Here is a 24,602-nt window from a genome sequence, read left to right on the forward strand (position 1 = left end):
TACAATTTCCTTGCAATAAAAAAGCGAGGCTAAGCATTACATCGTCCAAAATGCGCTTAGTCCCGCCTATAAAAAATTATTAACACTATCATTATATCATCAAAATGATTTATCTTTCAAAATAATTTGTCCGGAGGTTTTTACAATGAAAAAAATTCTAATTACTGGTTGCTTAGGTCAAATTGGTTCTGAACTTACGATGCGTTTACGTCATGACTACGGCGAAGAAAATGTCATCGCAACTGATATCCGCCGCATTGATAGCCCCGTTTGTAATGAAGGTATCTTTGAAATTCTGGACGTCACCAACCAAGCAAGCATGCTCGAACTTGCAAAAAAATACGATGTGGATACACTCATTCATTTAGCGGCACTTTTATCTGCTGTAGCGGAAGCGAAACCGCAACTTGCTTGGAATTTAAACATGGGCGGCCTCGTCAACGCGCTTGAAGTGGCACGCGAACTAAATTTAAAATTTTTCACGCCTAGCTCCATCGGCTCATTTGGCCCCGGTACGCCTGCTGTGAATACACCGCAAGACACTCTACAACGTCCGACGACCATGTACGGCGTAACAAAAGTGGCCGGTGAATTATTGTGCGACTACTACTACTCCAAGTTCGGTGTCGACACTCGTGGCGTTCGTTTCCCTGGATTAATTTCCTACACGACACTTCCTGGCGGTGGAACCACGGACTATGCGGTCGATATTTATTACGAAGCGCTCAAGAAAAAAAGTTATACGTCGTTCATTGGGAAAGGCACTTACATGGACATGATGTATATGCCAGATGCCATTGATGCGATTGTGAAATTGCTTGAAGCTGATCCGTCGCGCCTAGTTCACCGTAACGCCTTTAATATCACCGCGATGAGTTTTGATCCAGAACAAATTGCCGCTTCGATTCGCAAGGTGATTCCTGAATTTAAAATGAACTACGACGTTGACCCAGTCCGCCAAAGTATTGCTGACTCTTGGCCTGATTCGCTAGATGCTAGCTGTGCAAAAAATGAATGGGACTTTGATCCAAAGTTCGATTTAGACCGAATGACGAAAGATATGCTTGAAAAGCTTGCAGAAAAATTAGAAAATGATAGTGTAACAAAGTGAGATATTCCGCTCTAAACAACTTTTTAGAATAACTAAAAATGTTTGTGAGGTTATTTTTTCAGATTCACAAACAGTAGGGAGAAAAATATGGAAAATCAGAAATTAAAAAAAGAAATTGGCTTTTTCACGGCACTTACTGTCGTTATCGGTACAGTTATCGGTTCTGGCGTATTTTTTAAGCCTGAAGCCGTGTTTTCTGCTACGGGAACTGCCGGCTTAGGATTGCTTGCATGGATTCTTGGTGGCGTCATTACGATCTGCGGTGGCTTGACAGCCGCTGAATTATCCGCTGCAATCCCTGAAACAGGCGGTATGATTGTTTATTTAAGAAAGACCTATGGTAAACTAGCTTCCTACATGCTTGGCTGGGCGCAAACTGTCATTTATTTCCCGGCAAACATTGCGGCGCTTTCTATTATTTTTGCAACTCAAGTAGCCAACCTTTTTGGTACAAGTGACGCAATTATTATTCCTGTTGCAATTGCGGCGGCTATATTTATCATGTGTATGAACTTTTTAGGGGCCAAAGTAGCTGGTTCACTTCAAGCTGTTACAACTGTATGTAAGCTGTTACCTTTAGCACTTATTATTATTTTCGGCTTATTTCATCAAGGAGATGTCGCATTTAGACTATTTCCAATGAGCGTGGAAGACCACCCTTTCCTAACAAGTCTAGGTTCTGGTTTAGTTGCTACCATGTTCGCTTATGACGGATGGATTCACGTCGGTAATATTGCCGGCGAAATGAAAAACCCTAAAAAAGATTTGCCAAAAGCAATTGTTTTAGGCTTAACGGTTGTTATGGCCGTGTACTTACTAATTAATATTGCCTACTTAATGGTTATGCCTGCAACAGCCCTAGCAGCGACTGCAACTCCGGCAGCTGACGTAGCCAATATCATCTTTGGCTCTATTGGCGGAAAACTGATTACGATTGGGATTTTAATTTCCGTGTTCGGTACGATTAACGGCTACACAATGACGGGCATTCGTATCCCTTATGCGATGGCTATCCGCAATCAACTTCCATTCAGCAGTTGGTTTGCAAAACTAGGTAAAACGGCTGTTCCTTACAACAGCGGAATTGTTGTTTTAATCATTTCCATCATCATGATTTTCTCTGGACAGTTCAATCAATTAACAGATATGTTAATTTTTGTTATTTGGATTTTCTACACCCTCGTATTTATCGCTGTCTTCATTTTGCGGAAACGAGAACCAGATATGGCACGCCCGTATAAAGTACCGCTTTACCCCATCATTCCAATTATCGCGATTGTTGGCGGACTGTTTATCGTGCTCAATACTTTATTCACGCAACCAATAAATGCTGGTATCGGGCTTCTTCTTACAGCAATCGGCCTACCCATTTACTTTTATAAGAAGAGCAAAGGCCACATGACCGAAGACTAAGTTTGAGGAGTGAACAAAATGTCTACGATTGTCTGGGCAGCCCTAAGCACCCTCATCATTATCGTTATAGTCATTTCCGAACTCGATGAACGAAAAAGCAAGAAGAAATAACGGATTATCACGCTATCACTGGAAAAGCGATTGGGCCCCTTTACCCAATCGCTTTTTGTTTAAAAAATGAGAACCTGCACCAGATACTCATTTTTTATCTTTTTCTTTCAATATACACCATTATGCGCTATTTTTAAAAAATTAGTATGTTTTACACCATAATTCAACTAAAAACTGGGAGGATAAAATGATTATTTTTGAATGGATAATTGAATTCTTCATTTGGCTTATTGTTGATATAATTGGAGAATTTTTTCAAGAGCTTTTCCAGCGTAGTTCGAAACGGAAACGCAGAAAAACAAAGAAAAGGAAGTATAGGAATTAGCCTTCTTGGCAAACGATAGTCCTTTTTATTATCAATTGGCACACATAATTTTATATTGTATAATATAAGTATATATATATTTTCCGATTAATTATCGATTTTCATTCAAAAAGAGCTGAAGCATTTTGCTTTTTAAATAAAGAAGACTTAAATTTTATTACAAAAGGGGAGAAAGCTACTTTGAAAAAACCGATACATAAAAGATGGTGGTTTTGGGCACTTATTATTGTTTTAGGGCTGGGATTAATTGGGAGCTGCTCTAATGATGACACTGTTGCGAAGGAAGATTACCAAAAGCTCGAAGCGAAGATTAAAGCACAAGATAAAAAGATTGACGCTCTTAATGATGACTTATCTGCTGCAGAAGACCAATTAAGTTCGGTTGAGTCCGAAAAAGAAGAAATTCAAGAGAAACTTAGTGTATATGAAAAAGAGGAAATCGAAAAAGCAGAAAATGAGGCAAATAAATTGCTTGATTCTGCTGAAAAATCACTAAATACTGCAGACTTAGATAAGGCAAAGAAATTTATTGATAACAATGAATTTTTAACTGTCTCGAATTTTTCAGATCGTATTGATGCTGTTCAACTAAAAATCGATCAAAAAGCGGAAGCTGCCAAGAAAAAAGCAGATGAAGCTAAAAAACGAGCAGAGGAAAATCCAACTGTTCCAAAAAAAGAAACAAATCAAACCGATGATAACAATCAAGCACCGAATACCCAACCAAAGCAAGCGGCACCAACTCCTAAAGCCTCTGAAACAGTAGCAACTGTTTTTGTCGCACCACAATCAGGAAAGAAGTTTCATTACGATTCATCATGCCGCGGTCTAAATAGTGCTAACTCTGTAGTTTCAATGAGTAAAAGTGAAGCTATCGCGAGTGGCTACTCACTTTGTGGCTGGGAAGACTAGTCAATAAACAATTTCAGCTCTAATTTCGCATCAATAAATTTTTATTGGTGTTTTTTTATGCGATTGAATAACATTTGAGATAATAGTGGCAGAAGTTTTCAAAAAGCAGATCTTTACCCTTTTGTTCAAAAATAAAAAGTGTTGTAAATGGCTTCAAAAATCCATTTACAACACTTTTCATCAATTTCTTCTTATGGAGCTGGCGACCGTATGACTAAAATCAAAAAGCTATTAATATCAATGTGTTTCAATCGTTTTTTCATTGCTCGTGGCAAATTCGTGGCAATTTTTTTCACTTTATCACAGAAGAAAGTTGCTCAACAAAGTTGACTTTATAACCACCATTTTCTTTCTGCAAACTTAACTTCACACAAATTTCAGAATGACTTTCTTTCTGGCGTTTTAAATCTTTCACCGTTTGTTCTAAAATCGCAATTGTATAGATTTCACTATCCGCCGTATAGACTTCGGTTCCCTTCACAGACATTTCCGTTTCACGGTCTACTTCCTTTGTATCCATTAAAATGCTATCTTGAAGGGGTTTAGTGGTTGTTTCTTGAATTATTTGTTTTCGCTCGTCCACACTATCCGCTGAATACGAATAAAGAGCCTTCACAAACTTCGCAGAAACTGTTTTTCTTTGCATAACTTCATCAGAATTCTCTTCATTTCTATACTTCTCAACCTCTTTCATTGGAGTTCTTCGGGATTGAATCACAGTCGTTTCCTTCTTCTGTTTCTTCAAAGCATCAATTTCTTTTTCCTTCTGGGAAATCACGCTTTCTTTCGCATTGAGCTCTGTAAACAAATAATAACCTGCCTCTAAAAATGCTAAAAAAAGCAGTAACAAACCAAATTTGACTAATTTTTCCATTTCTTCCCCTCACTTTCCTAAATAATCACGCGGATTCACATCATTCGTAAATAAATCTTTTTCCGCTTGCAAATGCAAATGAACGCCCGTACTGCGTCCTGTCGAACCCATTACACCTACTTGTTGCCCTTGCGTCACTTGTTGTCCTTCCTTCACCTTAATGGACGACATATGCCCGTAAAGAGATTGAATATAACCGTGGTCGATAACAACACAATTTCCAAAACCACCTTGATTAAACTTGGCATAAATAACTGTCCCAGAATCCACCGCAAAAATAGGTGTCACTCCTCCAACTCCCGAAAAATCAATACCATTATGATGGGTAGTAGTTCCAGTAAACGGGTCATTCCTTGTTCCCCATTCACTTGTGACAGTCGTAGCTCCTTGAATTGGCATAATCCACTGACCTGTACCCGATAACATAAATTTATGCACCAGCTTCACATAATACATGTTACCATATTGATATCGCCAATTTCCGTTACTAGAAGCAATAGGATTCGAATAGTCCACCTTCACATTGCCACTTTTTTCTTTCGCAAATTCTTGCGCCAATTCAAATTTATATTTTTTCCCTTTTTGGGCAACAAAATTCGTAAACCCACCACCGAAATTATAACTTTGAATCACCGTATCATCATCACACCCTAGTTTTTTAGAAGCTTTCACCAGCTCCGAAAAATATTTACACCCTTGTTCAATGCTGGCAGTCACGTCAAGAGAATTAAGGGGTTGTCCCAAACTTTCAGAAGCTTGCATGACATCGCCACCTTTTCCGCCCGACTCTACTGCCATAATGGCTAAAAGGGTGTTTTCATATTCAGGTATTTCATACTTTTCACAAAATGTTTTCACAATACTCCGATACCGTTCTACTTCCTGCGGTAACACTTCACTATCATATATTATCGTATCATCACCTTTCCCACCCGAAACACTTAAGCACATGAACAATAGAAGAAAGACAAAAGGCGCAACAATCAAAAATACTTGCCATTTCCACTTACTCTTTGCTGTTTTCATTGCGCTTTAACTCCTGTCTAAGGTCTTCTATACTAGATTCTAAAGATTGTTGTGAAACCATCATCGCCGTTAAATCTCTATCATTAGTTGTTTGATTTCCTTGTGACGATTTTTGGTGCTCTGAATTATCAAAGTCTTTTCGTCTTGGCGATTCGGAAGTTTCTCGCACCTCTTCTTTTTCAGAAACATCACCTTCATTCATTTTTGGCAATTCAGATGTATCTTGTATATCTGATTTTGTATTAGCCTCTGTTTCATCTGCCTTTTCACTAGATGTATCGAGGATATTCCTCATTTTACTAACTAAGCTTGTATCCTGTTTAGATATTTCATTGGGCTCTTCATCAGATAATGAATTATCTTGCCCATCTTGAAGTTCTTCATTCTCCTCGTCATTTGCACGATTAGAATGATTCATATTAAAGCTTTTTGTTTCCTTCACTGTTTCTTTTTCATTATCAGAATCATCATCTTCCGTTTCTTCATCGTCTTTCTTATCATTATCTTTTGAGCGTGTCGTTTCTTTATGTCCTCTAAATGACATACTCCCACCTGATGGCATTGGGTTATTAAGCATGTATGTGTAGTTAAATCCTCCACCCATTAACACGCCCATCATCGGAATTCTAAACTTCCAAAGTGCAAACATACACAAGCCAATAATAATCTGATTGAAGATAATTTCAATGATACTCGCACCATTAGTGACGACATAAGACAACTGCATAAGGCTAGTAACTAAAATGGTCACAAAGACCATTAAAGCCTTGAGTAAAATCACAATCCCCAATGATTTATAATAGCGATATTGTACGTTTTCCATAGATGGAAATAATGAAATAAACAACACAAAAGGAAATAAGGCAAGGACAAGAATAAACAACAACTGCATGACTAATTTTAAAATCACCAGCGCTAAATACAGCGCACCTTGTATGATGTTGCTGATAAAAATCATCAACACATAAACGACTTGAAGCCATGCGTTTGTAATCGAAATGTTTTTATTTTTGTAAGTTTCTCGCTCATTTTCCACGATTTTCTTAATTGCATCTTTGTTATCAGCGTCTGTTTTATCCAAATTCAAATAACTTGAAATACGTTTAGAATCCTCTTTGTTAATGACATCTTCATTTGCTGTTCCATACTGCAATAACAGATATGGACGATATTGCAAGGCACCAAATACCGCATTTTCCACATTCACAGGAAGTTTTTCCACATCTCCAAACTCTTTTCGATTCACAAGGGCAGGGTTGATACTCGAAACACTGGACTCAATTTGATTCGACAAATTAACCGCAAAACTGACATAATTAAACTGTTTCGATTGGAGTGAAAATAGTAACATCATTGTAAATACCGCGTGAAGGACTGTTTTAAAAAACAAGCCCCAATTTTGCCGAAGATAAGCACGAATAACTAAGCCAGCCGCAAAACAGGCAAGCGCAAGTGACCCCATTTTACTGAATAACTGTCCTGCGGTACTTGAAGCCATCGAAGAAAGTGTGTTTGTTAATCCTTTAAAAAAATCTACGCTAAACAAGTTGTATACGGCATAAAAGATAATCTGATTAAAGAAAAGAAGCATATTCCAAAGAAAATCACGCAAACCAATCGCAATTCCAAAAACAGCCTCGTCCAGCCAACCATCTGCCGTTGAATCATCGACCATCAATTTAAAATGACTCATATCATACTGTTCAGATAACCGTTCTTTCGCAAAAGCTAATTCAGGAAAAACATGCAAACATAAAAAAAGAAGACATGCGAACACTACTAGTTTCTTCATCACATCACCCCTAAACCATTTCTTCCGCTAAGGAAGCTTCAGTATGCTCTGTCGTTGAAAAAGCTTTATGCCACTCTTTAAACAACGCCCTGACTGCAATCACATGGTTACGCCCATAAGCATCTTGAAATAGACACATACCTGGCTTCATACTTTTCACAAGCCCTTTATTTTCTTTATTCACCGTCATATCAAAAAAACCTAATAATTTTTCTATCGCATCATCAGACTTTGGACGAAAGGCGAACTTACAGCCAATCATTTCTTTCATGACTGGATTATCATAATCTGCAAAAGCTTGTGAAATAAGAATATTATCAGTTCCTAACGAACGTCCTGTTCGTGCCATTGACTCAACAATTTGTCTACCTTCTTCCGTTCCCTCGAAAACCCATACTTCATCAAACTTCACTATGGCTTCTTCGTTCGGGTCGGTTGAAAAAATATGAATATATTTGGAAATAGACATCAAAATAGCTACTGCTGTAATTTCGTCATCATTCAAGTTTGTTACTTTTCCTTTGGGTGGTAATTTCAAGCCCTGGATTCCCAATACGTTAACTTGATGCGTAAATGTTAACCCGTGACTTTTTTGAGTACCAAAAAGCACTCGCCCAAGTCCCAAGTTATATTTTTCAATATACTCCCCAAGCTCCTTATTTTTCCCTTTAATCCGATAGAGGACATTGGTTAAAGTAGGCTTCTCAGACGTTTCAACTTCTTCTAAAACACTTTGATAAATCACAACACTTTCCGCGCGTTTATTTCTGGAATCATCTAAATTCGCTAATTTATTTAAAATCATGACAGCCGTCTGAATAGCAGAATCCCCTTTTAAAAAAATTAACGGATCAAGTGAACCGTGAAATTTTTCTTCTTCGGAAAGGTGAACAAAATTAATCCGCTCATACAAGGCTCGAAATTCTGGAATATTTCCATATTCGTCTAATGCTTTTTCTAAAAAGCGTTTATATTCATTTTTGGGGTCAATGTCGAGTAACTTCGCCCCAAAAAATGTACTCCAAGTTGTGAACAGTTTAGACAAATAAGACTTTCCTGAACCTGGCGGTCCCGTTATGAGTATATTTCCATTCGTGTGTACAGCGCCTTTCAGGGCTTTTTTGGTTAGCGTGGGGTTAAAGATAACTAATGGTGTATTTAATTTATCTGCGTCTTCTACTCGGTTTAATTTCTTCCCAGAAACCACCTTTCCGAGTATCATGCCATATTTATTCCCGATATTATTGGTAATATCGAAACTAGACTGCGCTAAATAATGAACATCTGTCACTTGCTCGAAATAGGTATAATTCACCGTACTAGCTACTAAGCAATGAGAAAAAAGCGCCAATTGGTCAGTGGGAGGCGTCCATAGTCTGAACTTCGATGTTTTAAAAATCCCATGCAACTGATTTTCAAAAGAATTCAACTGTTCCTCCGAACGAGAAGCAAGCGCAAAAGTGATAGTCATGTATAACAGCTTTCTTTTTTCCGCTTTCAAATCATCAACCAAATTCGATAATCGAGGATAAGCATTTGTAATGACCTCGTCATTATCTGCATCTTCTGTTTGTCGTAAATCTTTATGAAATATTTTAAACCTCTTTCTCATTTTACGCGTACGACTTACATTATTTTCCTTCGTATCAAAATGGAATTTGATATTCAGTTCAATCGGGAAATGAATTTTCGCTAAAATATCTTGAATGAAATTGTAACTCTTGATGTTAAAAGGAATCTTTCTCATCACGACAAATCGGTAAAATTCTTCATAGTCTCGGTGAGCCACTTTTAACAAATTTTCAGTAAAGCTAAAAGTACCTTCTGTTAAATTAAAAAGGTCATCTGGAATTGTTTTACTTCTACTTGTTCGATGAAACTGTTTGTACAAGATGTATTCAATATCTTGTTCCGATGCTCTCGTGATTTCTTTCATGGAAATCAACTCTTCAAATAGCTTCTTTTCCGCACGCTCATACAGCTCCGTATCATCTTCCGTCCTCACATTTAAAGTCATCATTTTATGAATATCATTTTTAATCCTTGAAGCAAATAGCTTCGCAACCGCTCCAAGTTCTACTGGAATGTCCTTTTCTTGCGTTGTCAAATTAATCGCTAAAAAAGTGTCGTATTGATGAATAAAGTTTTCTTTCTCCATCTTCAACCGTGCCCTTTCAAAGTAAATTTTGCCAATGTCTGCAAAATCCCCCTTTAAAACTTGTTCCTGTACAACATGATTAAATTCTTCAAAATCAAAAGCACGTGGCAAAATTGTAAGATGGTATTGAAATCCCTCTAGGGACAAGAAACGTAACGTTTCTTCTGAATATTCTTCATAACTTGAAACTTCATTAAGTGGTAAACTCTTAGGTTTCAACTTGTATACTGCCCAGACCTGCTTATTTTTATTAAAAACTAAATTGTTTTGGTAGTCATCAATAGGAAATTCTAGCACGCGGTGCATATTCGTCTTTTTCGCGCTTTTTGTTTCAGCCATCTCTTCTCACCCCTTTTTTTCTTAAGAAAGGTTCAAAGTAAAGTGGGCAATTCATCTGATGAATAGGTACCAATTGAAAATGTTCCCACTCCTTTCCTTTGTACCGATAAAACCATAAACGGTCACGAAAGAAAGCCATCACTGGCTTCCTATCGTACTTCATTCCAAAAATCAACCAAATAAAAATAGCTGGAAAGCCTACCAGCATCACCAACCAATTTGAAATAAAGAAATGAACAATCCCCCAATGACCGCGAACAATCGAAAATAGGAAAATCGCAGATAAAGAAGTAAAAACAACACCAATAATCACGGCTTTTCGCATTTCTAAACCTTCTTTAAATTCAAAACGCCATTTTCCCGAACCCACTTTATAAAACTTAATTGGATATTTAAACTCTTCTGTATAGTTTCTTCCTAACATTTTTCTCCTCCTTTCACTTGAACAACATTCCGCCAAGACTTCGTGCAATATTTTGCAACTGTGGACCAAAAAATACAATCATTAAACAACACAATCCCATGATTAGTTGCCCGAAAAATGCACCCCAATCTTCTCGAAGATAGGCGCGAATTGCACGAATACACATGACAATCATAATCACAAATGAAATTTGCGATACAAAGCTAGTGGCGATACTTTCTAGCGAGAATCCCATTTTTTTCACCTCCTTTATTTAATATCCAGCACATAATAATTATTTGTTGAATCACGGCGAAGTTCTAATATATAAGTCAAATGAATAGGAAGATTCGTGTCGCTGTCTACATAATCCACAGAAACTTGCATTTTATACAAATGTTCCTTCGCATCAGTTATCACCATTTGCTTAATTTCAAGTTGTTGTAACTTTTGATGAATCAATCCTTTTTCTGTTGTCATCAACTCTAATTTTTCATCAGATACACCATAAGACTCAAAGAATTTTTCAGCAAACACCGTTAACTCATCTTGAATGTTTGCCGAAATATCTTCACCTTTCAAAATATAAGAATCTCGCTCAATATCAGCTTTCAAATTAGTAGAAATAAGGGAAGGGTAATCTGTTACAGCAAAGCCCTTTTGATTACTGGTAATTGGAATCATGTACTCTACTTTTTCCGTACTTTCTTTCACATGTTTTGGATTAGTTGCGTTTTTCGTTTTGACAACCGCACGACAAGTCACAAAAGCCAATTCCTTACTTTCCTTATCAATATTAACCATTTCAACCGACTCTACATTTCGCCACCCTTTCCAACGCCCAACATTTTCATCAGAATAAGCAAAATTTCGAACAAAGAAAGCTTCTAAAGTCTTTTTGTGTGTTTCACGATATTGTTCTTTTTCTGGAATCGTTAAATAGGCTTCTAAAAAATCTTTTGCAAAAACTTCAACTGAGGCACTTTCTAAATTTGTTTTTTTCTTTTCACCATCTAAGTAATTTTGAACATTCTCTTGTTCGGTTTTGACAGTGTCACGAATGGTTTGGTATTTCGTGAAAAATAAAACATTAAAAAATAACGAACTAATCATGACGAGATAAAACAAAAAAGAAACAATGCTTCGTATTCTTTTCGTTGAAAATTTAATTTCTCGCATCTGTTTTTCTTGTTTCTTCTTTTTCATTCTCGCACCCCTTCCGCAGAATTCCCGTTTTTTCAAATATGCCAATGCACGAATAATAAACAACGATAATTAGACAAACTGGTAGTATAGAAATTGTCAGACTTTGAAGTCTTACTCCAATATAAAAAAACAAACCACTTAATACCGCTATATAGACCCAACCGACAATTGACAACAACCATCTTAATATCAATAATATTTTTCTCAAGTCAATCAAACGCCCCTTTCATAATATTTCATGTGACGCTTCACACATTGAATTAATTGAAAAGCTGTCACATCGTCCGCATACACTCGGTAACTCGATGCGCGAAACCGAGTTCTTCCATGATACATTCGATAAAATGTATAACGATATTCCAATTTTTTCCTGTCGTGAAATCCTTCCACAACAAGCGACACATTTCGGGTAATATCACACATAAACAAGCGATAAGGAATTTTATCCGCCACAACATGGAACCCTAATTCTTTCATTCGCTTAGAAAATGATATATATTGCATGTCCCCACCTAAAACCTTTCTAACGCCTTGCGCATTCGCTCCAGTTGTTCCCGTAACAACATTTACACGGTTTTGCATTCGCAAACCTAAGTAAATTTGTCACGTACATTCTAACTTCTTCCTGCTTCTCAAGACTTTTTCACTCGCATTCAATACGTTACATAAAACTTCCGCTTTAAAACGACTACAAACTTCTACAAAAAAAACCTTATCCCGATAAACGAAATAAGATTCTTTCTGTTTTATTAATGTAAATACTCTTTCATTTGGTTCTACATAGTCTTGTTGATTGTATTTCCCAAGTGTTTTCAGTTGTTTTTCATAATCATCAATTTGTTTATAATGCTTCTTCGTTAACATTGCTTCTTCAATAATATCTAATAAACGGTTTCCGCCCCCACGAACGTCCAATTCATGAAATTCTCGCAGAGTGGGAGAAGTTGCTTTTCTCACCCAATGTTCACTAGAAAAATAATCTTTTGGCGCAGGTGCAACTTTTAATTTCAGTTTTTTAATGTCTCGCATAAAATACGCCCAAGGCTCCCATAATTCATAACGACTTTTATTTTTTTTAGGGTTATCAGGCTTTTTCAAAAAAGCGACCGAATCATTCAAAATCTCTAAAGCAGTCGTAAAAATTTCACGTCTTTTCACAAGTGTTTGTGCTAATAAAACCGCTCGTTTCTGTCGAAACTTCATTTCATATCGATTCCATTGCGTGTCAATTTCATCTTTACTCAAATTGAATTTTTTCGCCATTTCAAAACCTTTTTCATACCATGTCATGAAAAATTCACTAGCACGTGAACCAATGTTTAAAGTCAGCCCACCTCGTTCACCATTTCCAAGGTCAAACGAATCATTCACATTTCCCAGTCTCATCTTAGAACGAACCAAGCCATTTTTGGCCATGCGTATCAAAGTCGCCATTTTAAAATAAGTTTTATGGTCATCAATCGCTACATCGATACGCGGAAAATTACAATTATAATCAAGCGCACGTTCAAAAAAATCAAACCATGTTTCATTGTTTGCATTCAGCACGCGCTCAAAATGACGACAACCTTGCCCGGCCATTACAATTTGAAAACCATCATTGGGTTTATTAGGGTGAGGTTCATACACACGTATATCATCAAAACGCATATACGCTGAATAGCCTCCCTTAAGCCCAGATTCGTCACTTAAATCGGTACGCATAAGTTCAAACGGAATCCTCAAAAGGTCTTCAGAAATGGCTTCTGGCGACAAATCTCGAACAGTCAACTGACACCAGTCAATCAAAGCGGACAGATATTCCCCATGTATTTGGTACCCCCCTTTTAGTAAGGGGGGGATAGTTCCACTACTCATGTTCGACCTCCTCTAATTTTTGATTTAGCTCACCTAGCGGCTCGCTTTGGACTTCGGCACTCGCGCTTGCCTTTTCGTCTTGCGCCGAAAACGCGCACGGCACCACGTCCAAAATATCCGCTATTTCTTGAATAAAATTATAGTGTGATGGTACAAGCGGTGAATAAAACTCTTTAATCAAAGTATCACCAAGCATATAAGAATAGCCTCGTCCTTTTATCCTCTTGTTTCTTAATTTCTGTTCAGTTGTATCAAAAATCATTCGATAACCATCTTTAGACATTTGACCTAACGCAACCCTCAAGCCGAACTGGTCGCGAATATTCCCATCAATATACTTAGCATCTGGTCTTTGTGTCGCTAATATTAAGTGTACTTGTGCTTGCCGTCCTTTTAGCACAATTTGCTGGACATTCATAAAAAAAGCATCTTTTTCTGCTTTTTTTAGTGACCCCATAAACGCCACATACTCATCAAGCACAATGATAATTGGTTTATATCCATAAACACTAAAATTTTGCCCTGAAAGGTAATCAGGGTGCTTTTTAGCATCTGAATAACGTTGATTCATTTCTTTTGTTGCTTTTTCAACCATTGCAATAATATCTACCGTATCCTTATACACATTTGGTAAAATCTTCGAATAATCTTCTAAATCTGAATTTTTCGGGTCTGCGATACGTAAATCGGCTTTCATGAGAACGAAAGCACGAATTAGAACATTAATAAAGTAAGATTTACCACCACCCGTCCCACCGACAATAAGCGCATGGGGGGAGTCAATCATATTCCAACTTAAGTGTTTCATTAACGGAATCGTATAGTTATCAGGAATGACATCATGAATCCCTATTCTGCAAACTTGCGAATTAAACAAGAAACGATAACGGAAATACCCATTTCGTTCTTCTGTGTCAATCAAATCAATACTCAACATTTGTTCCAGAACACCCGACATGCTTTCAAATTTCCCCGATTCATGAAACTGGCTTCCATCGAGCCGAGTGGTAACATCTAAGAAGCCCTTGTGCATGCGGAAGTAAATAGAAGGGAAGTAACTAATTTTCTTCGCTACATTCTTGGTTTTCAATTGCATCATGTTGGGTGATTCAATATCATTGACCTGATACATCTTAGATGAATAAATCAACTTACATATGCGTTGCATTCCTAAAAATCGTAAAAACAGTGGTTTGAATAAGAAAAATACTGCCAGAACAAAAATAGCAGAGCCAATAAAAAAATATATCTCACGGATCAAAAAATTTTTCCAGTCCATTTGGGTAACATCTATAAAATTCCATTGTTGAATTTGTTTCACAATGTTTACTAACGTACATACAATAAAGGGCATTAAAAAAAGAGTCACCAAAATTTTATGAACTAAATTCCGATGACCCTGTTTTATTTTCATGCCTTTATAAGTTAAATCTAAAAACTGCATAATTCACCTCTATGTTAGATTACTTATCAGCACTTTTTTTCACTTACTTTTTCACTATTTTTTCGCCATTTTCATCTGCTATTCTATCAGCATTTGAAGCTGGTAATACTTGATTTGTATAAAAAATATCATTTAATGTTCCCCACGTCATGCTTTCGCCTGAATCACGATTCCGCGAGCTATTCCCTTGTGCTCTCGGGTCATAGACAAGTTTATCAAAAGTCACATTTCCCCATTTTTTTACGTTTGGTAATTTGAACTTTCCTGTTTCATCTTGTTGGAGCAGTACTGAAATAGTATCATTTTTATGTTCAGCACCTAAATTAACAGTTACACTTGTGATTTCTCTTTGTTCTTCTGGTAAACTTGTGTCATATTTACGTCTAATCACCATACCCAAAAATTTTATTTCTCCAAAAGTTTCTTTAATTGTGTCATTCGATAAGTTGATTCTCATTATTTATTTCCTTCTTTCGTTTCATTATTTGTTTTTAATAGGGGTTTTTCATTAAGAAAACATTCAATTTCTTCTAGGACTTTTTGAATTGTCCAATCCTTTATGGGTAGAATCGTGAGCTTTTCTCCTAATTCCTCTTCTGTTTGAGCAATTTCTTTATAACAAGCTACTGTAGAAACACTAAGCGCAACGTATGCATTACGTACCCCCTCTTTTTCTACTGCCACCAAATAGGGTTTTTTGACCATTTTTGCCTCCTTTTTATACAACTAAAGCATGAATCAAAAATCATTCTTTAGTTGTATAGGGTAATACTTATTTTTTTCTGTCAATTGTTTTATAATAAAGTTATCACCCGCTTTTCAACCTAAATAATATGAGAACAAAAGCGAGGTGATAACATGAGTAATTTTGATGTTGCTAGTTTTACCGAAAGAATACAAACCGGTGCTGTGACTTTTGCCATTTGTGTGGCACTTATCATTATCGGGTTTGTATTGTTGAAACGTTTCTTAGGAAGCGCATTAGCTTACCATGATGGGGCTTCTATTGCCTTTTCAGGTGTAGGGGCTATCCTAGGAGTTGCAGGCGTGATTACATTTATCGCGTATTCTGCTTTCATTTTCTTTGCATTAGTTATTTGCGTAGTAGTTTTCGCAATCGCTAGTCAGATGAATTAATAACGTTTCAATCGAGCACGGGAACACTCCACTGTTTCCGTGCTTTTTATTTTTCTTTTCGTGCACGTTTTACTAAGACTAAACCACTTAACCCAACCAAAACAGCACCTAAACCAACTAGCCAAATCATGGAAGAATCCCCTGTTTTCGGAATAACTCCTAATTTTTCAATTGGCTTATTCGTCATTTCACATTTCACGATTTCCCCATCACTTTTCACTTCAAAAGAGTAAAGGGAATCATCTAACTTGTAACCTTGTGGTGCGCCGTATTCTTGGAAGAAGTATTTACCTTTGCTTAATTTCTTGAAGTAGATTTTACCATTTTTATCCGTTGTTCCTTCGCGAACCACTTTTTTATCTTGGTTATAAATTTTAATTTTCGCACCTGGAAGCTCTTTTCCGTTCGTAATGTCTTTTTTAGTAAATTCCATCGTACCTTTCTTGAGATAATTTTTAATATTTACATTTTCGAAAACAATCACTGTATTTTGGTCTTTGTAAGTTAATTCAACTTGAACAGGTTTCGCCAATACATAATCATCATTTGTTTTCGTTTCGACAAGTTCATACTTACCTAGATAAAGCTCTTTGGACGTTTCAAACTGTCCTTTTTCATCAGTCACAACATGGTCTACTTTCTCCCCTTTCTTCACGCGAACCGTGCCATCAAGGGTCATAATATCTTCTTTTGCGATAACATCAAATTCAACAGCTTTCGCATCTATGAATTTGTAAACAGACTTATTAACTTCTGTTTTTCCATTGTCAATCACTTCAAATTCTTTGTGTCCTTGGATTTTCCCTTTCGCTGGCATGTCAAAAATTTCAACCACAACAACACCATCAGCATTCTTTTCATTAATTGTAAATGGAACAGGTTTAGAGTTGATTAAATAACCGTTAGGTGCTTTGATTTCCACAGCAGTGTAATTCCCAAAAACAAATGGTTGAGGTGTAATTAAAGTACCATCTTCGCTTGTTTTAAAACTTTCCAATGTTTGTTTTGTTGGGTAGTTAATAGTTTGTTTTACAACTTCGCCCTTACTATCAAGGAACTTCACTTCTGTGTTTGCAAGTGGAATAATTTTTCCAGTTTCAGCATCTTTTTTCACAAATTTCATATCTGCGCTATATACTTTATCTTCAAGGATATAGTGATACGTGCGTCCTTGTTCATCAATAGTGACTTTAAAATCAGCTACTTTTTTGTAACCTTGTGGTGCCTTCGTTTCTGAAACGGTGTACGTACCATATGGCACATTTTTAAACGAAGCTTTACCATCTTTATCGCTAATGGTTTTACCAAACTCTTGCCCATCGCTGTCTAACGTTAGGGTAAACTCTGCACCTTCAAGCGCTTGTTTTTGACCGTCCAATAAAGTGCCGAACAATGGTTTATCCGCAAACTTCACAAACTCTACATTACCTTTAATAACGTTGTCTTTAAGTGTTGTATGCGTGAACACTAATTCCGTTGTCTGATTCTCATAAGTTAATTTACCTTCATAAATAACTTTATCGAGATTATAGCCCTGCGGTGCTTTTAACTCTTTGAAGTAGTACGTGCCCAGTTTGAGTTTTTCAGAAACTGCTTTACCACTTGCATCAGTTGTGATTTCAGATACTTTTTGCGTTGCTTTAGAATCCGAGTAGATACCATAAACTGCTCCTTTCAACGTTGCATCGCCTTGTGCTTTAGCACCCGTTTCACTATCTTGTTTTGTAATTTTAAACTGTCCTAAAACCTCTTTGTTTTTGAAAGTTAGTTTAGTTGTCTCTTTAGCTTTAACCGTTGCTTTTTGCGGTGTTGTGTTAATTGTAAATCCGTTCGGTGCTTTTGTTTCGACCACTGAGTAAGTCCCCATTTGTAAATCTTTTGCGGTAGCTTTACCATTCGCATCAGTCTTAACATGTGCGACTACTTTATTCGATGAATCTTTTATATCGTACTCTGCATTAGCTAGCACCTTATTATCTTCACTGGTTTTAGTAATTTCAATATTTCCTAATTGAGCTTTAAACGTTGCACTCACTTTAATACTTGGCAACGGGTCACTAAATCCTCCCGCCTTCATAATTCGTTGCGAGTTTCCTGAAACAGGAGTGAATTTCAAGGAAGCTTTTTTCTTTACATCTGTAGTAACGTCAAATGAAACTGTACCATCAAAATTCGCATCAGCCACTAGCTTCCATTTTTTACTAGCATTTAGAGTTACATTCCCAGTATGTTTTGTGCCATCATCAGCCACAGCAGCAACACCCGCTGGTAAATTGAAGTGCTGATAATTTGTGCCTCCTACACTTTCATATTTTACTGGATACATAAGAGTTTCTTGCAATTTACTTGTATTATTCCAAGTTGCTGTTTGGGTTTTGTTGCTAATATCAAATTCACCCATTGGAGCTGTTTTACTTTCAGCTTTATTCAGTAAATATTTCACACCAGAATCATTTTTCATAGCTGGACTTGTAAAAGCACCCAAATAAACATTCAACGCCACGTAAGTGTCCACATAATTTTTTTCACTCGTACCATTTGCAGGGTATCCGTAATACAAAATGTTATAAACACCTTCATCTTTATAAACAGATTCTGCATATTGCTTATTCACAGGGAAAGGTAAGTCGGGGTCAATACAAAACGCTGGTTCTCCATCAATTGTAATGAATGCCGTACTAGTTTCATACCCACCATACCATGCAGACATCTTCCCACTACTGTTACCAGTTGATTTAAGGAGCGGACGCGGATTCAATGAACTCTTAATCGTTAAACCCGTGTCCGTCCTTCCTATCATATAAGGTGTTTCACCAATAGAATCAGCCCGAACAGTCGTCAATGGTGTTAAAATTGATTGCATAAAAATAGCCACCACAGCAATTAGTGATAGCAGTAATTTCCAATTTAATTTTATAATTCTCATTTTTTTCTCCTTTTCTTTTATTCCTTTTAAATGATTAAATTATAATAGTTGGAGAGCGTATACTCATTTTTTCACCTCACAAAAAAAGACACCTTAAGTTGAAAGTGTCTTTAAGTATTTTTGTAAATTAATCCCAGCCCCAAGATATATCAGTTCCACCATTTTGATTTTTTGTAGTGTCATTTATACCTTCTTTGCTAGTATCATAATTTTTAGAACCACTACTAGAAGAACTAGAATTTCCACTTGAGGAACTCCTATTACTCGAAGAACCTCCATCACTACTCTTAGGTGTCTTAGCGTTGCCGGAAGAACTCGGATTACTAGAAGTATTCCCTGAATTACCACTTGAAGAACTAGAAGCCGAATTATTAGACTGGTAATTTCTCGCCTTCCCACCTGAATCACTAGATGCTGAATTCTTTGGTTGAGAAGAATTACTTTTCACTTGACTATTTTGTTGTTGCTGTTTTTGTTCCGCTTCTTTTTTAACTTTTTCTTCATCTTGCTTTTTCAGTTCGTCAGATACTTTTACTAAATAACTCATTAACTCACTTTTCGATTTACTTTGCTTAATTTTATCCACTTCATTTTTTACAGCCACATAATTATCCCATGTCACTTCACTTTTAACTTCTTTTTTATCGGCTGTTGTGAAAAGTTGATTCACTTTGTCAGTCGCTATTTGAATTTGTTTTTCTTGCGCCTTCGCTTCATTTATCACTTTAAACTGCTCATTCACAAAAGCTTCTTTATCTATTTTCAATCCTCTCGCTAGTTGTTCAGCTTTTTCAATATCAGCCGTTCCAGACAATGCTTGTTTATCATCTAATAATGTCGCTACTTCACCACGTAATACTATCATTTTTTTTACTGTTTTAATTTCAGAATCTATTTCAGCATTTTCAAAACTTTTCTTTTTAGTTAATTTATCAATTTGATCGAGCGTTATATTGTCTTTAATGAATTCTTTACTGTCATCTGTATAGAATGAATTTAATTCTTTTTGCACAGTATTCATTTCAGCATTAAGTTTTTGCAATTCTTCTTGTTTCGCTTCTTCTGCTTTCACTTTCTCTTGATACGAAACAAAAATTCCAATACCCACGCTTAAAATTAAAACGCCCAAAACTACAATAATAATCTTCTTTTTTTTCATCATTTTCATTCTGCTCACCCTTTTTTGTTTATTTATTTGATTGTAACATTTTTTTTACGTCATATGGTACTAATTATCAGTAGCTTGTTCTAACATCACTTCGCGTTCTAAGTTGTATAACAGTGCAACACTTGAATACCCGCATGAAGGTTCGATTACAACAACACCTTCAACTTCATCAACAAATGAAGGTTCCTCATTCGAGTGTGTATCTACAAAAATAAATCGAAAAAATTGAATCCTTCTCAATAATTGCTCACAAAAAACTTCATCTGTTTCTTGCAGATACCACAACAACTCTTTTCTAACCATGATAAAAATTTCTTCACTGTCACGAATAACAAAAACAATCTTTTCGCTTCCGTCAGGGTGAGGAAAAATAAGTTTATCGCTCGCGGTGTAGGTTCCTTTAAAAATAACAGCATTTGGAATCAGTTCATACTTTTCACAGTTACCAAAATCACTAACATCGAACTCATCGCGCAAAAATTCTTGTACTAATTTATGCACCTTTTTCACCTCCGAAAAATTCACAAAACAAAATAATCAAAATTACAATACATGTTAAAAATAGAAATAACGGAAATAACATAAAAACATCCCCTTATCTATGTAATAAGCTAAAAATAGCTTAACCGAACCGCATAACCGCATGTGTCGCTTCTATGTAAATTACATAGTCTTGTGTCACCTAACCAGTCTAGCCGCAGTGTCTTGATAACGGAGCAATAAAGTGAACTTTCCTAACGGATTAACTGCTTTACTGTAGCACCCTCCAAATTATTCAATTTTTATTTATGACTTTCTAAAAACTTCAAGAACTCACTTTTTGGAATCTGGAATTTTCGCCGAATTTTTTCATCATTCATTAAACGACTTAGTTCCTTATATTTCTCGTAAGTCAATTTTCTAGTTTTACCTTCGTAGTAATTATTAAAGTAACAATATTCATGGTAAGTAATTTTCATCATTTTCATAATCACATTCTTTGATACTTCTTTTTGCTTCAAATCAGCAAAACAATCGTATACCGTCTTTTCTTCATAACCTTTGTAATCAATCCAGACCAAGCGAATCATTTTAAATTCTTTCTGCTTCTTCTTAAGTTGCGTAATAACTTTACTTTTCGCCGTCTTAATAGCTTTATCTTTATTTGTTTCAAACAACTTCACTGTCACATTAAAGATTTGACAATCCATCGCATTAAACCGAACATAAACTTCTACTTCATAGGTATGTATTTTCAATGTTTTCACCTCACTTTTTTTTCATGATTTCAGGAAAATATTCTTCTAAGAACTCACTCATTTTACTGGCTTGAAAAAGCCATTTGCTTCCCTTACCACATGGATACTTCACAAATCCACCTTCTTCAACATCAAGAACTTTTTTAAAGCGTGGCTGATATAAGATATTTTCAATCAGCCAATCTTTGCTTAATTTAGTTCTATTAGACAATTCTTTCATATCCCACCAACTCCCAAATAAAAGAGACTCTTTCAATTCGATATACTCGTCTTTTTTTATTAGGACATAAGTTTCTGGGATTTGAATGCTCACTTCTAAACTTTGCGTAAAATTCACTGCAATCACCCTTTTAGAATTAAAGCTAATTATTTAATCTAATATCATTGACTTTAATTAGATTTATTGCTAATATATGTGTATAGCAAATAAACTTTTAAGAATAAAACGTTTGGCGACGGTTTTCTTACTTCTTTAAAGTCTTTTTATTAGCTAAATAATTAGCTTACTTTAAGTATATTAGATTTAATTCTAAATGTCAACAATTATTTTAGTTTTAAATCTAAATATTTTTGAAGTAGCTTAAGGTGGAGAAAAATGAACACTTTCGAACGTATAAAGCAACTTTGTGAACAACAAAAAATTTCGATTTCGGAACTTGAACGGAAATTAAATTTCGGAAATGGCATCATCAGAAAATGGGAAAAAGCCGCTCCCAACTCTGATAAATTACAAAAAGTAGCAGATTATTTTAATGTTTCAACAGATTATCTATTATTAAGAACAGATAATCCTTATATGAATTCAGAAGATACCTTAGCTGCACATGCAATAGATAGAAATCATAAATTCACAGATAAAGAAATCGAAGACATAAAAAGTTATATTGATTTTATTATATCCAAACACAACAAATAAAAAGTAACAGGGAAGGGTTACCTCATGGGAGAATACGAAAACTTACTTAGACAGTATAAACATATTCCTGTAGTCGAATGTGAATTATACGAGAATACTGGTCTTCTTGGTGCATATAGAAATGGTCATGTATTACTTGATAAACACCAACAAACAAATTCAAAAAAGGTTGTTGTTTATGAAGAATTTATGCACCATGAAGCCACAACGGGAATAATATTAGATGAAAATAGAATTGAAAATAAAAAACAAGAAAATTACACTCGACAACTTACTTACAAACATTTTCTAGGTTGGGAAACCATTATTTATTGTTGGAACATGGGATTTACCTATTATCATGAAGTAGCGGAATTTTTAAATATAACGGAAGAATTCATTATCGAAGCAATTGAATTTTACAAATCCAAATACGGCACAATGTACAAACATAAGGATTATTATATCTTTCTAGGAAGCGTTATTGAGATATATAAAGAAGATACTTCAAATCAGCTTTATGATGCCCACTATTTCTCCGCTTAAAAATTAGATTATTATACAAGAAAAGAAAGGAGTCATTACTTTGACAGTTTACAAAAGGGACAACTCTTGGCGATTCAGAATCAGTTATAAGAAAGCAGATGGTACTTACAGCCGAATAAATAGCAAAGAAAATTACAGAACAAAAAAAGAAGCCGAGCTTGCGGAATTTGATCTAAAACAAAAAATGCACCGAGGATTTGACGTATCTAATTCGGAACTACTGTTCACCGATTACTTTGAAGAATGGTACGAAATCTATCGTAAAGGAAAGAATAGTATCGAGAATGATAAAGATATACTACGAGCTATTAATTTTGCTAAAAAATCCTTTCCTTTCATCAAACTAAAAGAGCTTGACCGAAAAACATACCAAAAAAAGCTCAATGAATTTGCTAGCAATCATGCGACAGCAACAGTTAAAAAACACCACACATATATGAGAATGTGCATTAAAGAAGCAATTCAAGAACAACTTATTTTTCGAGACCCCACCTATAATATAATAGTAAAAGGAAAAGTCCCTCAAAAAAAAGAAAGCGAAAAATTTCTATCTGAAGCCGAATCACAGTTATTAATCTCTTCTTTATTAGAAGGTTTAAAAGAAGAATACCTTTCACGTTATATTATCCTCTTCCAATTAAGTTCTGGCGCGCGTTTTTCCGAAGCTTTAGGCTTAACTTGGGATTGTGTCGACTTTTCAAATAATAACATAACGATTAATAAAACTTGGGATTATAAATATACAAATGATTTTTCAAACACAAAAAATTATGCTTCAAACAGAACAATAACCATGGACAATAATACGATGCATCTTTTAAAGCAATTAAAAACAGCTCAACAGAAACAGAAATTACAAAATTTTATTTCTAAAAAGAAAAATTTAGTTTTTGCTTCTTTTGAAGACGGACTTCCTGTAAGCAATAATGCAGTAAATAAAGTATTAAGAAGATTTTCACAACCTATCGCAAGAGAAATAATAACTAGCCATGGTTTAAGACATACACATGCTAGTATTCTGCTTTATCGCGGCGTAAATATCAAATATATTTCTAGACGACTCGGACACAAAGACATCATTACAACTCTACAAACTTATAGCCATATTATTGATGAAATGGAGCAAAAAAGTTCCCGTGAAGTTGATGAGGTTATGAATATTTTATATAAAATCAATTGAATTTGTGGCAAATTCGTGGCAAACATTTTCAAAAACATACCTTTCTTAACCATTTCCCCCTAAACAAAAAAAGTGTTATAGATAGCTACACAAAGCCATTTATAACACTTTTTATCTTTTCCATTCTTTTACTAAAAATGGAGCTGGCGGGAGTCGAACCCGCGTCCAGAAATATCGGCACTCGAACTTCTACGCGTGTAGTCTCGATATTAGAATTTCGCTTGAATATCGGCCTCGAAACCGGCTTCCTTTCAGCTAGCTTGATTAATCTCTTTTTAAAGACTACAAACGGAAGCCTTTAAACGTATCCCACTTAGAGTAAGACCCTGACCGTAGCACATGGGCGATGCACGGAGGATCAGCTTAAGCTACTATTACGCAGCGAAAGCTAGGTTTTGTTTTTCTTTGCCAGTTATTATTGGCTTTTGCGTTGTTAACGAGGACGACCCCTCGACGCGCAATCCGAGCTCGAACTATCCCTGTCGAATCCGTAACAGCCCCAGTTTAAAATCACTAACATTAGTATACAGAAATGTCCTTC

Annotated in this window: 24 protein-coding genes and 1 other RNA gene; 7 read left to right on the top strand and 18 right to left on the bottom strand. The window is 35.8% G+C overall.

Annotated elements, in window-relative coordinates; genetic code table 11:
- Positions 1 to 145: 145 nt before the first annotated feature.
- From CFT42_RS05850 to CFT42_RS05860, 3 genes are all read left to right on the top strand, one after another.
- On the top strand, positions 146 to 1,111 hold the full coding sequence (locus tag CFT42_RS05850) for an L-threonine 3-dehydrogenase (protein ID WP_088810254.1): 966 nt from the start codon (positions 146 to 148) through the stop codon (positions 1,109 to 1,111).
- An 87-nt stretch (positions 1,112 to 1,198) separates the two neighbouring features.
- Positions 1,199 to 2,524 carry an APC family permease gene (locus CFT42_RS05855; protein WP_088810252.1) on the top strand — a complete coding sequence of 442 codons (1,326 nt, stop codon included), beginning with the start codon at positions 1,199 to 1,201 and terminating at the stop codon, positions 2,522 to 2,524.
- A gap of 616 nt (positions 2,525 to 3,140) precedes the next feature.
- A complete protein-coding gene (locus CFT42_RS05860) occupies positions 3,141 to 3,872 on the top strand; it encodes a hypothetical protein (protein WP_088815641.1) in 732 nt (243 codons plus the stop codon).
- A gap of 292 nt (positions 3,873 to 4,164) precedes the next feature.
- Here CFT42_RS05860 and CFT42_RS05865 read toward each other — a convergent pair whose 3' ends face one another.
- The 12 genes from CFT42_RS05865 to CFT42_RS05920 form a co-directional block, all read right to left on the bottom strand.
- On the bottom strand, positions 4,165 to 4,746 hold the full coding sequence (locus tag CFT42_RS05865) for a hypothetical protein (RefSeq protein WP_088815643.1): 582 nt from the start codon (positions 4,744 to 4,746) through the stop codon (positions 4,165 to 4,167).
- A 9-nt stretch (positions 4,747 to 4,755) separates the two neighbouring features.
- A complete protein-coding gene (locus CFT42_RS05870) occupies positions 4,756 to 5,772 on the bottom strand; it encodes a lysozyme family protein (protein WP_088815645.1) in 1,017 nt (338 codons plus the stop codon).
- Positions 5,753 to 7,564 (bottom strand): CD3337/EF1877 family mobilome membrane protein, encoded by a 1,812-nt coding sequence (locus tag CFT42_RS05875; RefSeq protein WP_088815647.1) that lies wholly within the window; start codon positions 7,562 to 7,564, stop codon positions 5,753 to 5,755. The genes CFT42_RS05870 and CFT42_RS05875 overlap by 20 nt, the downstream gene beginning before the upstream one ends.
- Before the next feature lie 10 nt (positions 7,565 to 7,574).
- Positions 7,575 to 10,061 carry an ATP-binding protein gene (locus tag CFT42_RS05880; protein WP_088815649.1) on the bottom strand — a complete coding sequence of 829 codons (2,487 nt, stop codon included), beginning with the start codon at positions 10,059 to 10,061 and terminating at the stop codon, positions 7,575 to 7,577.
- Positions 10,054 to 10,485: a TcpE family conjugal transfer membrane protein gene (locus CFT42_RS05885; protein ID WP_088815650.1), complete on the bottom strand. Its 432-nt coding sequence runs from the start codon at positions 10,483 to 10,485 to the stop codon at positions 10,054 to 10,056. Before CFT42_RS05885 ends, CFT42_RS05880 begins: the two co-directional genes overlap by 8 nt.
- Positions 10,486 to 10,498: 13 nt before the next feature.
- Positions 10,499 to 10,720: a hypothetical protein gene (locus CFT42_RS05890; RefSeq protein WP_088815652.1), complete on the bottom strand. Its 222-nt coding sequence runs from the start codon at positions 10,718 to 10,720 to the stop codon at positions 10,499 to 10,501.
- A gap of 14 nt (positions 10,721 to 10,734) precedes the next feature.
- Positions 10,735 to 11,670 (bottom strand): conjugal transfer protein, encoded by a 936-nt coding sequence (locus CFT42_RS05895; RefSeq protein ID WP_088815654.1) that lies wholly within the window; start codon positions 11,668 to 11,670, stop codon positions 10,735 to 10,737.
- Positions 11,671 to 11,883: 213 nt separating this feature from the next.
- On the bottom strand, positions 11,884 to 12,252 hold the full coding sequence (locus tag CFT42_RS05900) for a hypothetical protein (protein ID WP_159458150.1): 369 nt from the start codon (positions 12,250 to 12,252) through the stop codon (positions 11,884 to 11,886).
- A 21-nt stretch (positions 12,253 to 12,273) separates the two neighbouring features.
- On the bottom strand, positions 12,274 to 13,527 hold the full coding sequence (locus CFT42_RS05905) for a replication initiation factor domain-containing protein (RefSeq protein WP_088815658.1): 1,254 nt from the start codon (positions 13,525 to 13,527) through the stop codon (positions 12,274 to 12,276).
- A complete protein-coding gene (locus CFT42_RS05910) occupies positions 13,520 to 14,695 on the bottom strand; it encodes an FtsK/SpoIIIE domain-containing protein (RefSeq protein ID WP_159458151.1) in 1,176 nt (391 codons plus the stop codon). Before CFT42_RS05910 ends, CFT42_RS05905 begins: the two co-directional genes overlap by 8 nt.
- A 319-nt stretch (positions 14,696 to 15,014) precedes the next feature.
- Positions 15,015 to 15,428 carry a hypothetical protein gene (locus CFT42_RS05915; RefSeq protein WP_088815660.1) on the bottom strand — a complete coding sequence of 138 codons (414 nt, stop codon included), beginning with the start codon at positions 15,426 to 15,428 and terminating at the stop codon, positions 15,015 to 15,017.
- The gene (locus CFT42_RS05920) at positions 15,428 to 15,676 is read right to left on the bottom strand and encodes a hypothetical protein (protein WP_088815662.1); all 249 of its coding nucleotides are present in this window, start codon (positions 15,674 to 15,676) and stop codon (positions 15,428 to 15,430) included. The genes CFT42_RS05915 and CFT42_RS05920 overlap by 1 nt, the downstream gene beginning before the upstream one ends.
- 153 nt (positions 15,677 to 15,829) lie before the next feature.
- Here CFT42_RS05920 and CFT42_RS05925 point away from each other — a divergent pair, with 153 nt between their 5' ends.
- A complete protein-coding gene (locus CFT42_RS05925; RefSeq protein WP_088815663.1) occupies positions 15,830 to 16,108 on the top strand; it encodes a hypothetical protein in 279 nt (92 codons plus the stop codon).
- 46 nt (positions 16,109 to 16,154) lie between these two features.
- Here the strand turns inward: CFT42_RS05925 and CFT42_RS05930 are convergent, their stop codons facing one another.
- The 5 genes from CFT42_RS05930 to CFT42_RS05950 all read right to left on the bottom strand — a co-directional run bounded on the left by CFT42_RS05930 (position 16,155) and on the right by CFT42_RS05950 (position 21,777).
- Entirely contained in the window at positions 16,155 to 19,034 is a 2,880-nt protein-coding gene (locus CFT42_RS05930) for a SpaA isopeptide-forming pilin-related protein (RefSeq protein ID WP_088815665.1), read from the bottom strand.
- Positions 19,035 to 19,161: 127 nt separating this feature from the next.
- Entirely contained in the window at positions 19,162 to 20,202 is a 1,041-nt protein-coding gene (locus CFT42_RS05935; RefSeq protein ID WP_088815667.1) for a toxin Cry1Ac domain D-VI-related protein, read from the bottom strand.
- Between the two features lie 60 nt (positions 20,203 to 20,262).
- Positions 20,263 to 20,703: a hypothetical protein gene (locus CFT42_RS05940; protein WP_088815669.1), complete on the bottom strand. Its 441-nt coding sequence runs from the start codon at positions 20,701 to 20,703 to the stop codon at positions 20,263 to 20,265.
- Positions 20,704 to 20,984: 281 nt separating this feature from the next.
- A complete protein-coding gene (locus CFT42_RS05945; RefSeq protein ID WP_088815671.1) occupies positions 20,985 to 21,440 on the bottom strand; it encodes a hypothetical protein in 456 nt (151 codons plus the stop codon).
- A 10-nt stretch (positions 21,441 to 21,450) separates the two neighbouring features.
- On the bottom strand, positions 21,451 to 21,777 hold the full coding sequence (locus CFT42_RS05950) for a DUF771 domain-containing protein (protein WP_088815673.1): 327 nt from the start codon (positions 21,775 to 21,777) through the stop codon (positions 21,451 to 21,453).
- A 258-nt stretch (positions 21,778 to 22,035) separates the two neighbouring features.
- Here CFT42_RS05950 and CFT42_RS05955 point away from each other — a divergent pair, with 258 nt between their 5' ends.
- From CFT42_RS05955 to CFT42_RS05965, 3 genes are read left to right on the top strand one after another with little or no spacing between them, the layout of a single operon-like run.
- Positions 22,036 to 22,356, top strand: a complete 321-nt coding sequence (locus tag CFT42_RS05955) for a helix-turn-helix domain-containing protein (protein WP_088815674.1) — start codon at positions 22,036 to 22,038, stop codon at positions 22,354 to 22,356.
- 24 nt (positions 22,357 to 22,380) lie between these two features.
- Complete coding sequence (locus CFT42_RS05960) at positions 22,381 to 22,881, top strand: hypothetical protein (RefSeq protein WP_088815676.1); 501 nt, start codon at positions 22,381 to 22,383, stop codon at positions 22,879 to 22,881.
- 40 nt (positions 22,882 to 22,921) lie between these two features.
- Positions 22,922 to 24,061: a tyrosine-type recombinase/integrase gene (locus tag CFT42_RS05965; protein WP_088815678.1), complete on the top strand. Its 1,140-nt coding sequence runs from the start codon at positions 22,922 to 22,924 to the stop codon at positions 24,059 to 24,061.
- Between the two features lie 135 nt (positions 24,062 to 24,196).
- Here CFT42_RS05965 and ssrA read toward each other — a convergent pair.
- Positions 24,197 to 24,562, bottom strand: a transfer-messenger RNA (tmRNA) gene (gene ssrA / locus CFT42_RS05970).
- Between the last annotated feature and the right edge of the window lie 40 nt (positions 24,563 to 24,602).

It is taken from the genome of Listeria goaensis (genome assembly GCF_900186125.1).
Classification (GTDB): domain Bacteria; phylum Bacillota; class Bacilli; order Lactobacillales; family Listeriaceae; genus Listeria; species Listeria goaensis.

Coding starts and splice junctions, on each gene's coding strand:
- CFT42_RS05850 (WP_088810254.1), top strand. CDS start 146: ATGAAAAAAATTCTAATTACTGGTTGCTTAGGTCAAATTGGTTCTGAA.
- CFT42_RS05855 (WP_088810252.1), top strand. CDS start 1,199: ATGGAAAATCAGAAATTAAAAAAAGAAATTGGCTTTTTCACGGCACTT.
- CFT42_RS05865 (WP_088815643.1), bottom strand. CDS start 4,746: ATGGAAAAATTAGTCAAATTTGGTTTGTTACTGCTTTTTTTAGCATTT.
- CFT42_RS05870 (WP_088815645.1), bottom strand. CDS start 5,772: ATGAAAACAGCAAAGAGTAAGTGGAAATGGCAAGTATTTTTGATTGTT.
- CFT42_RS05875 (WP_088815647.1), bottom strand. CDS start 7,564: ATGAAGAAACTAGTAGTGTTCGCATGTCTTCTTTTTTTATGTTTGCAT.
- CFT42_RS05880 (WP_088815649.1), bottom strand. CDS start 10,061: ATGGCTGAAACAAAAAGCGCGAAAAAGACGAATATGCACCGCGTGCTA.
- CFT42_RS05885 (WP_088815650.1), bottom strand. CDS start 10,485: ATGTTAGGAAGAAACTATACAGAAGAGTTTAAATATCCAATTAAGTTT.
- CFT42_RS05890 (WP_088815652.1), bottom strand. CDS start 10,720: ATGGGATTCTCGCTAGAAAGTATCGCCACTAGCTTTGTATCGCAAATT.
- CFT42_RS05895 (WP_088815654.1), bottom strand. CDS start 11,670: ATGAAAAAGAAGAAACAAGAAAAACAGATGCGAGAAATTAAATTTTCA.
- CFT42_RS05900 (WP_159458150.1), bottom strand. CDS start 12,252: ATGCAAAACCGTGTAAATGTTGTTACGGGAACAACTGGAGCGAATGCG.
- CFT42_RS05905 (WP_088815658.1), bottom strand. CDS start 13,527: ATGAGTAGTGGAACTATCCCCCCCTTACTAAAAGGGGGGTACCAAATA.
- CFT42_RS05910 (WP_159458151.1), bottom strand. CDS start 14,695: ATGCAACGCATATGTAAGTTGATTTATTCATCTAAGATGTATCAGGTC.
- CFT42_RS05915 (WP_088815660.1), bottom strand. CDS start 15,428: ATGAGAATCAACTTATCGAATGACACAATTAAAGAAACTTTTGGAGAA.
- CFT42_RS05920 (WP_088815662.1), bottom strand. CDS start 15,676: ATGGTCAAAAAACCCTATTTGGTGGCAGTAGAAAAAGAGGGGGTACGT.
- CFT42_RS05925 (WP_088815663.1), top strand. CDS start 15,830: ATGAGTAATTTTGATGTTGCTAGTTTTACCGAAAGAATACAAACCGGT.
- CFT42_RS05930 (WP_088815665.1), bottom strand. CDS start 19,034: ATGAGAATTATAAAATTAAATTGGAAATTACTGCTATCACTAATTGCT.
- CFT42_RS05935 (WP_088815667.1), bottom strand. CDS start 20,202: ATGAAAATGATGAAAAAAAAGAAGATTATTATTGTAGTTTTGGGCGTT.
- CFT42_RS05955 (WP_088815674.1), top strand. CDS start 22,036: ATGAACACTTTCGAACGTATAAAGCAACTTTGTGAACAACAAAAAATT.
- CFT42_RS05960 (WP_088815676.1), top strand. CDS start 22,381: ATGGGAGAATACGAAAACTTACTTAGACAGTATAAACATATTCCTGTA.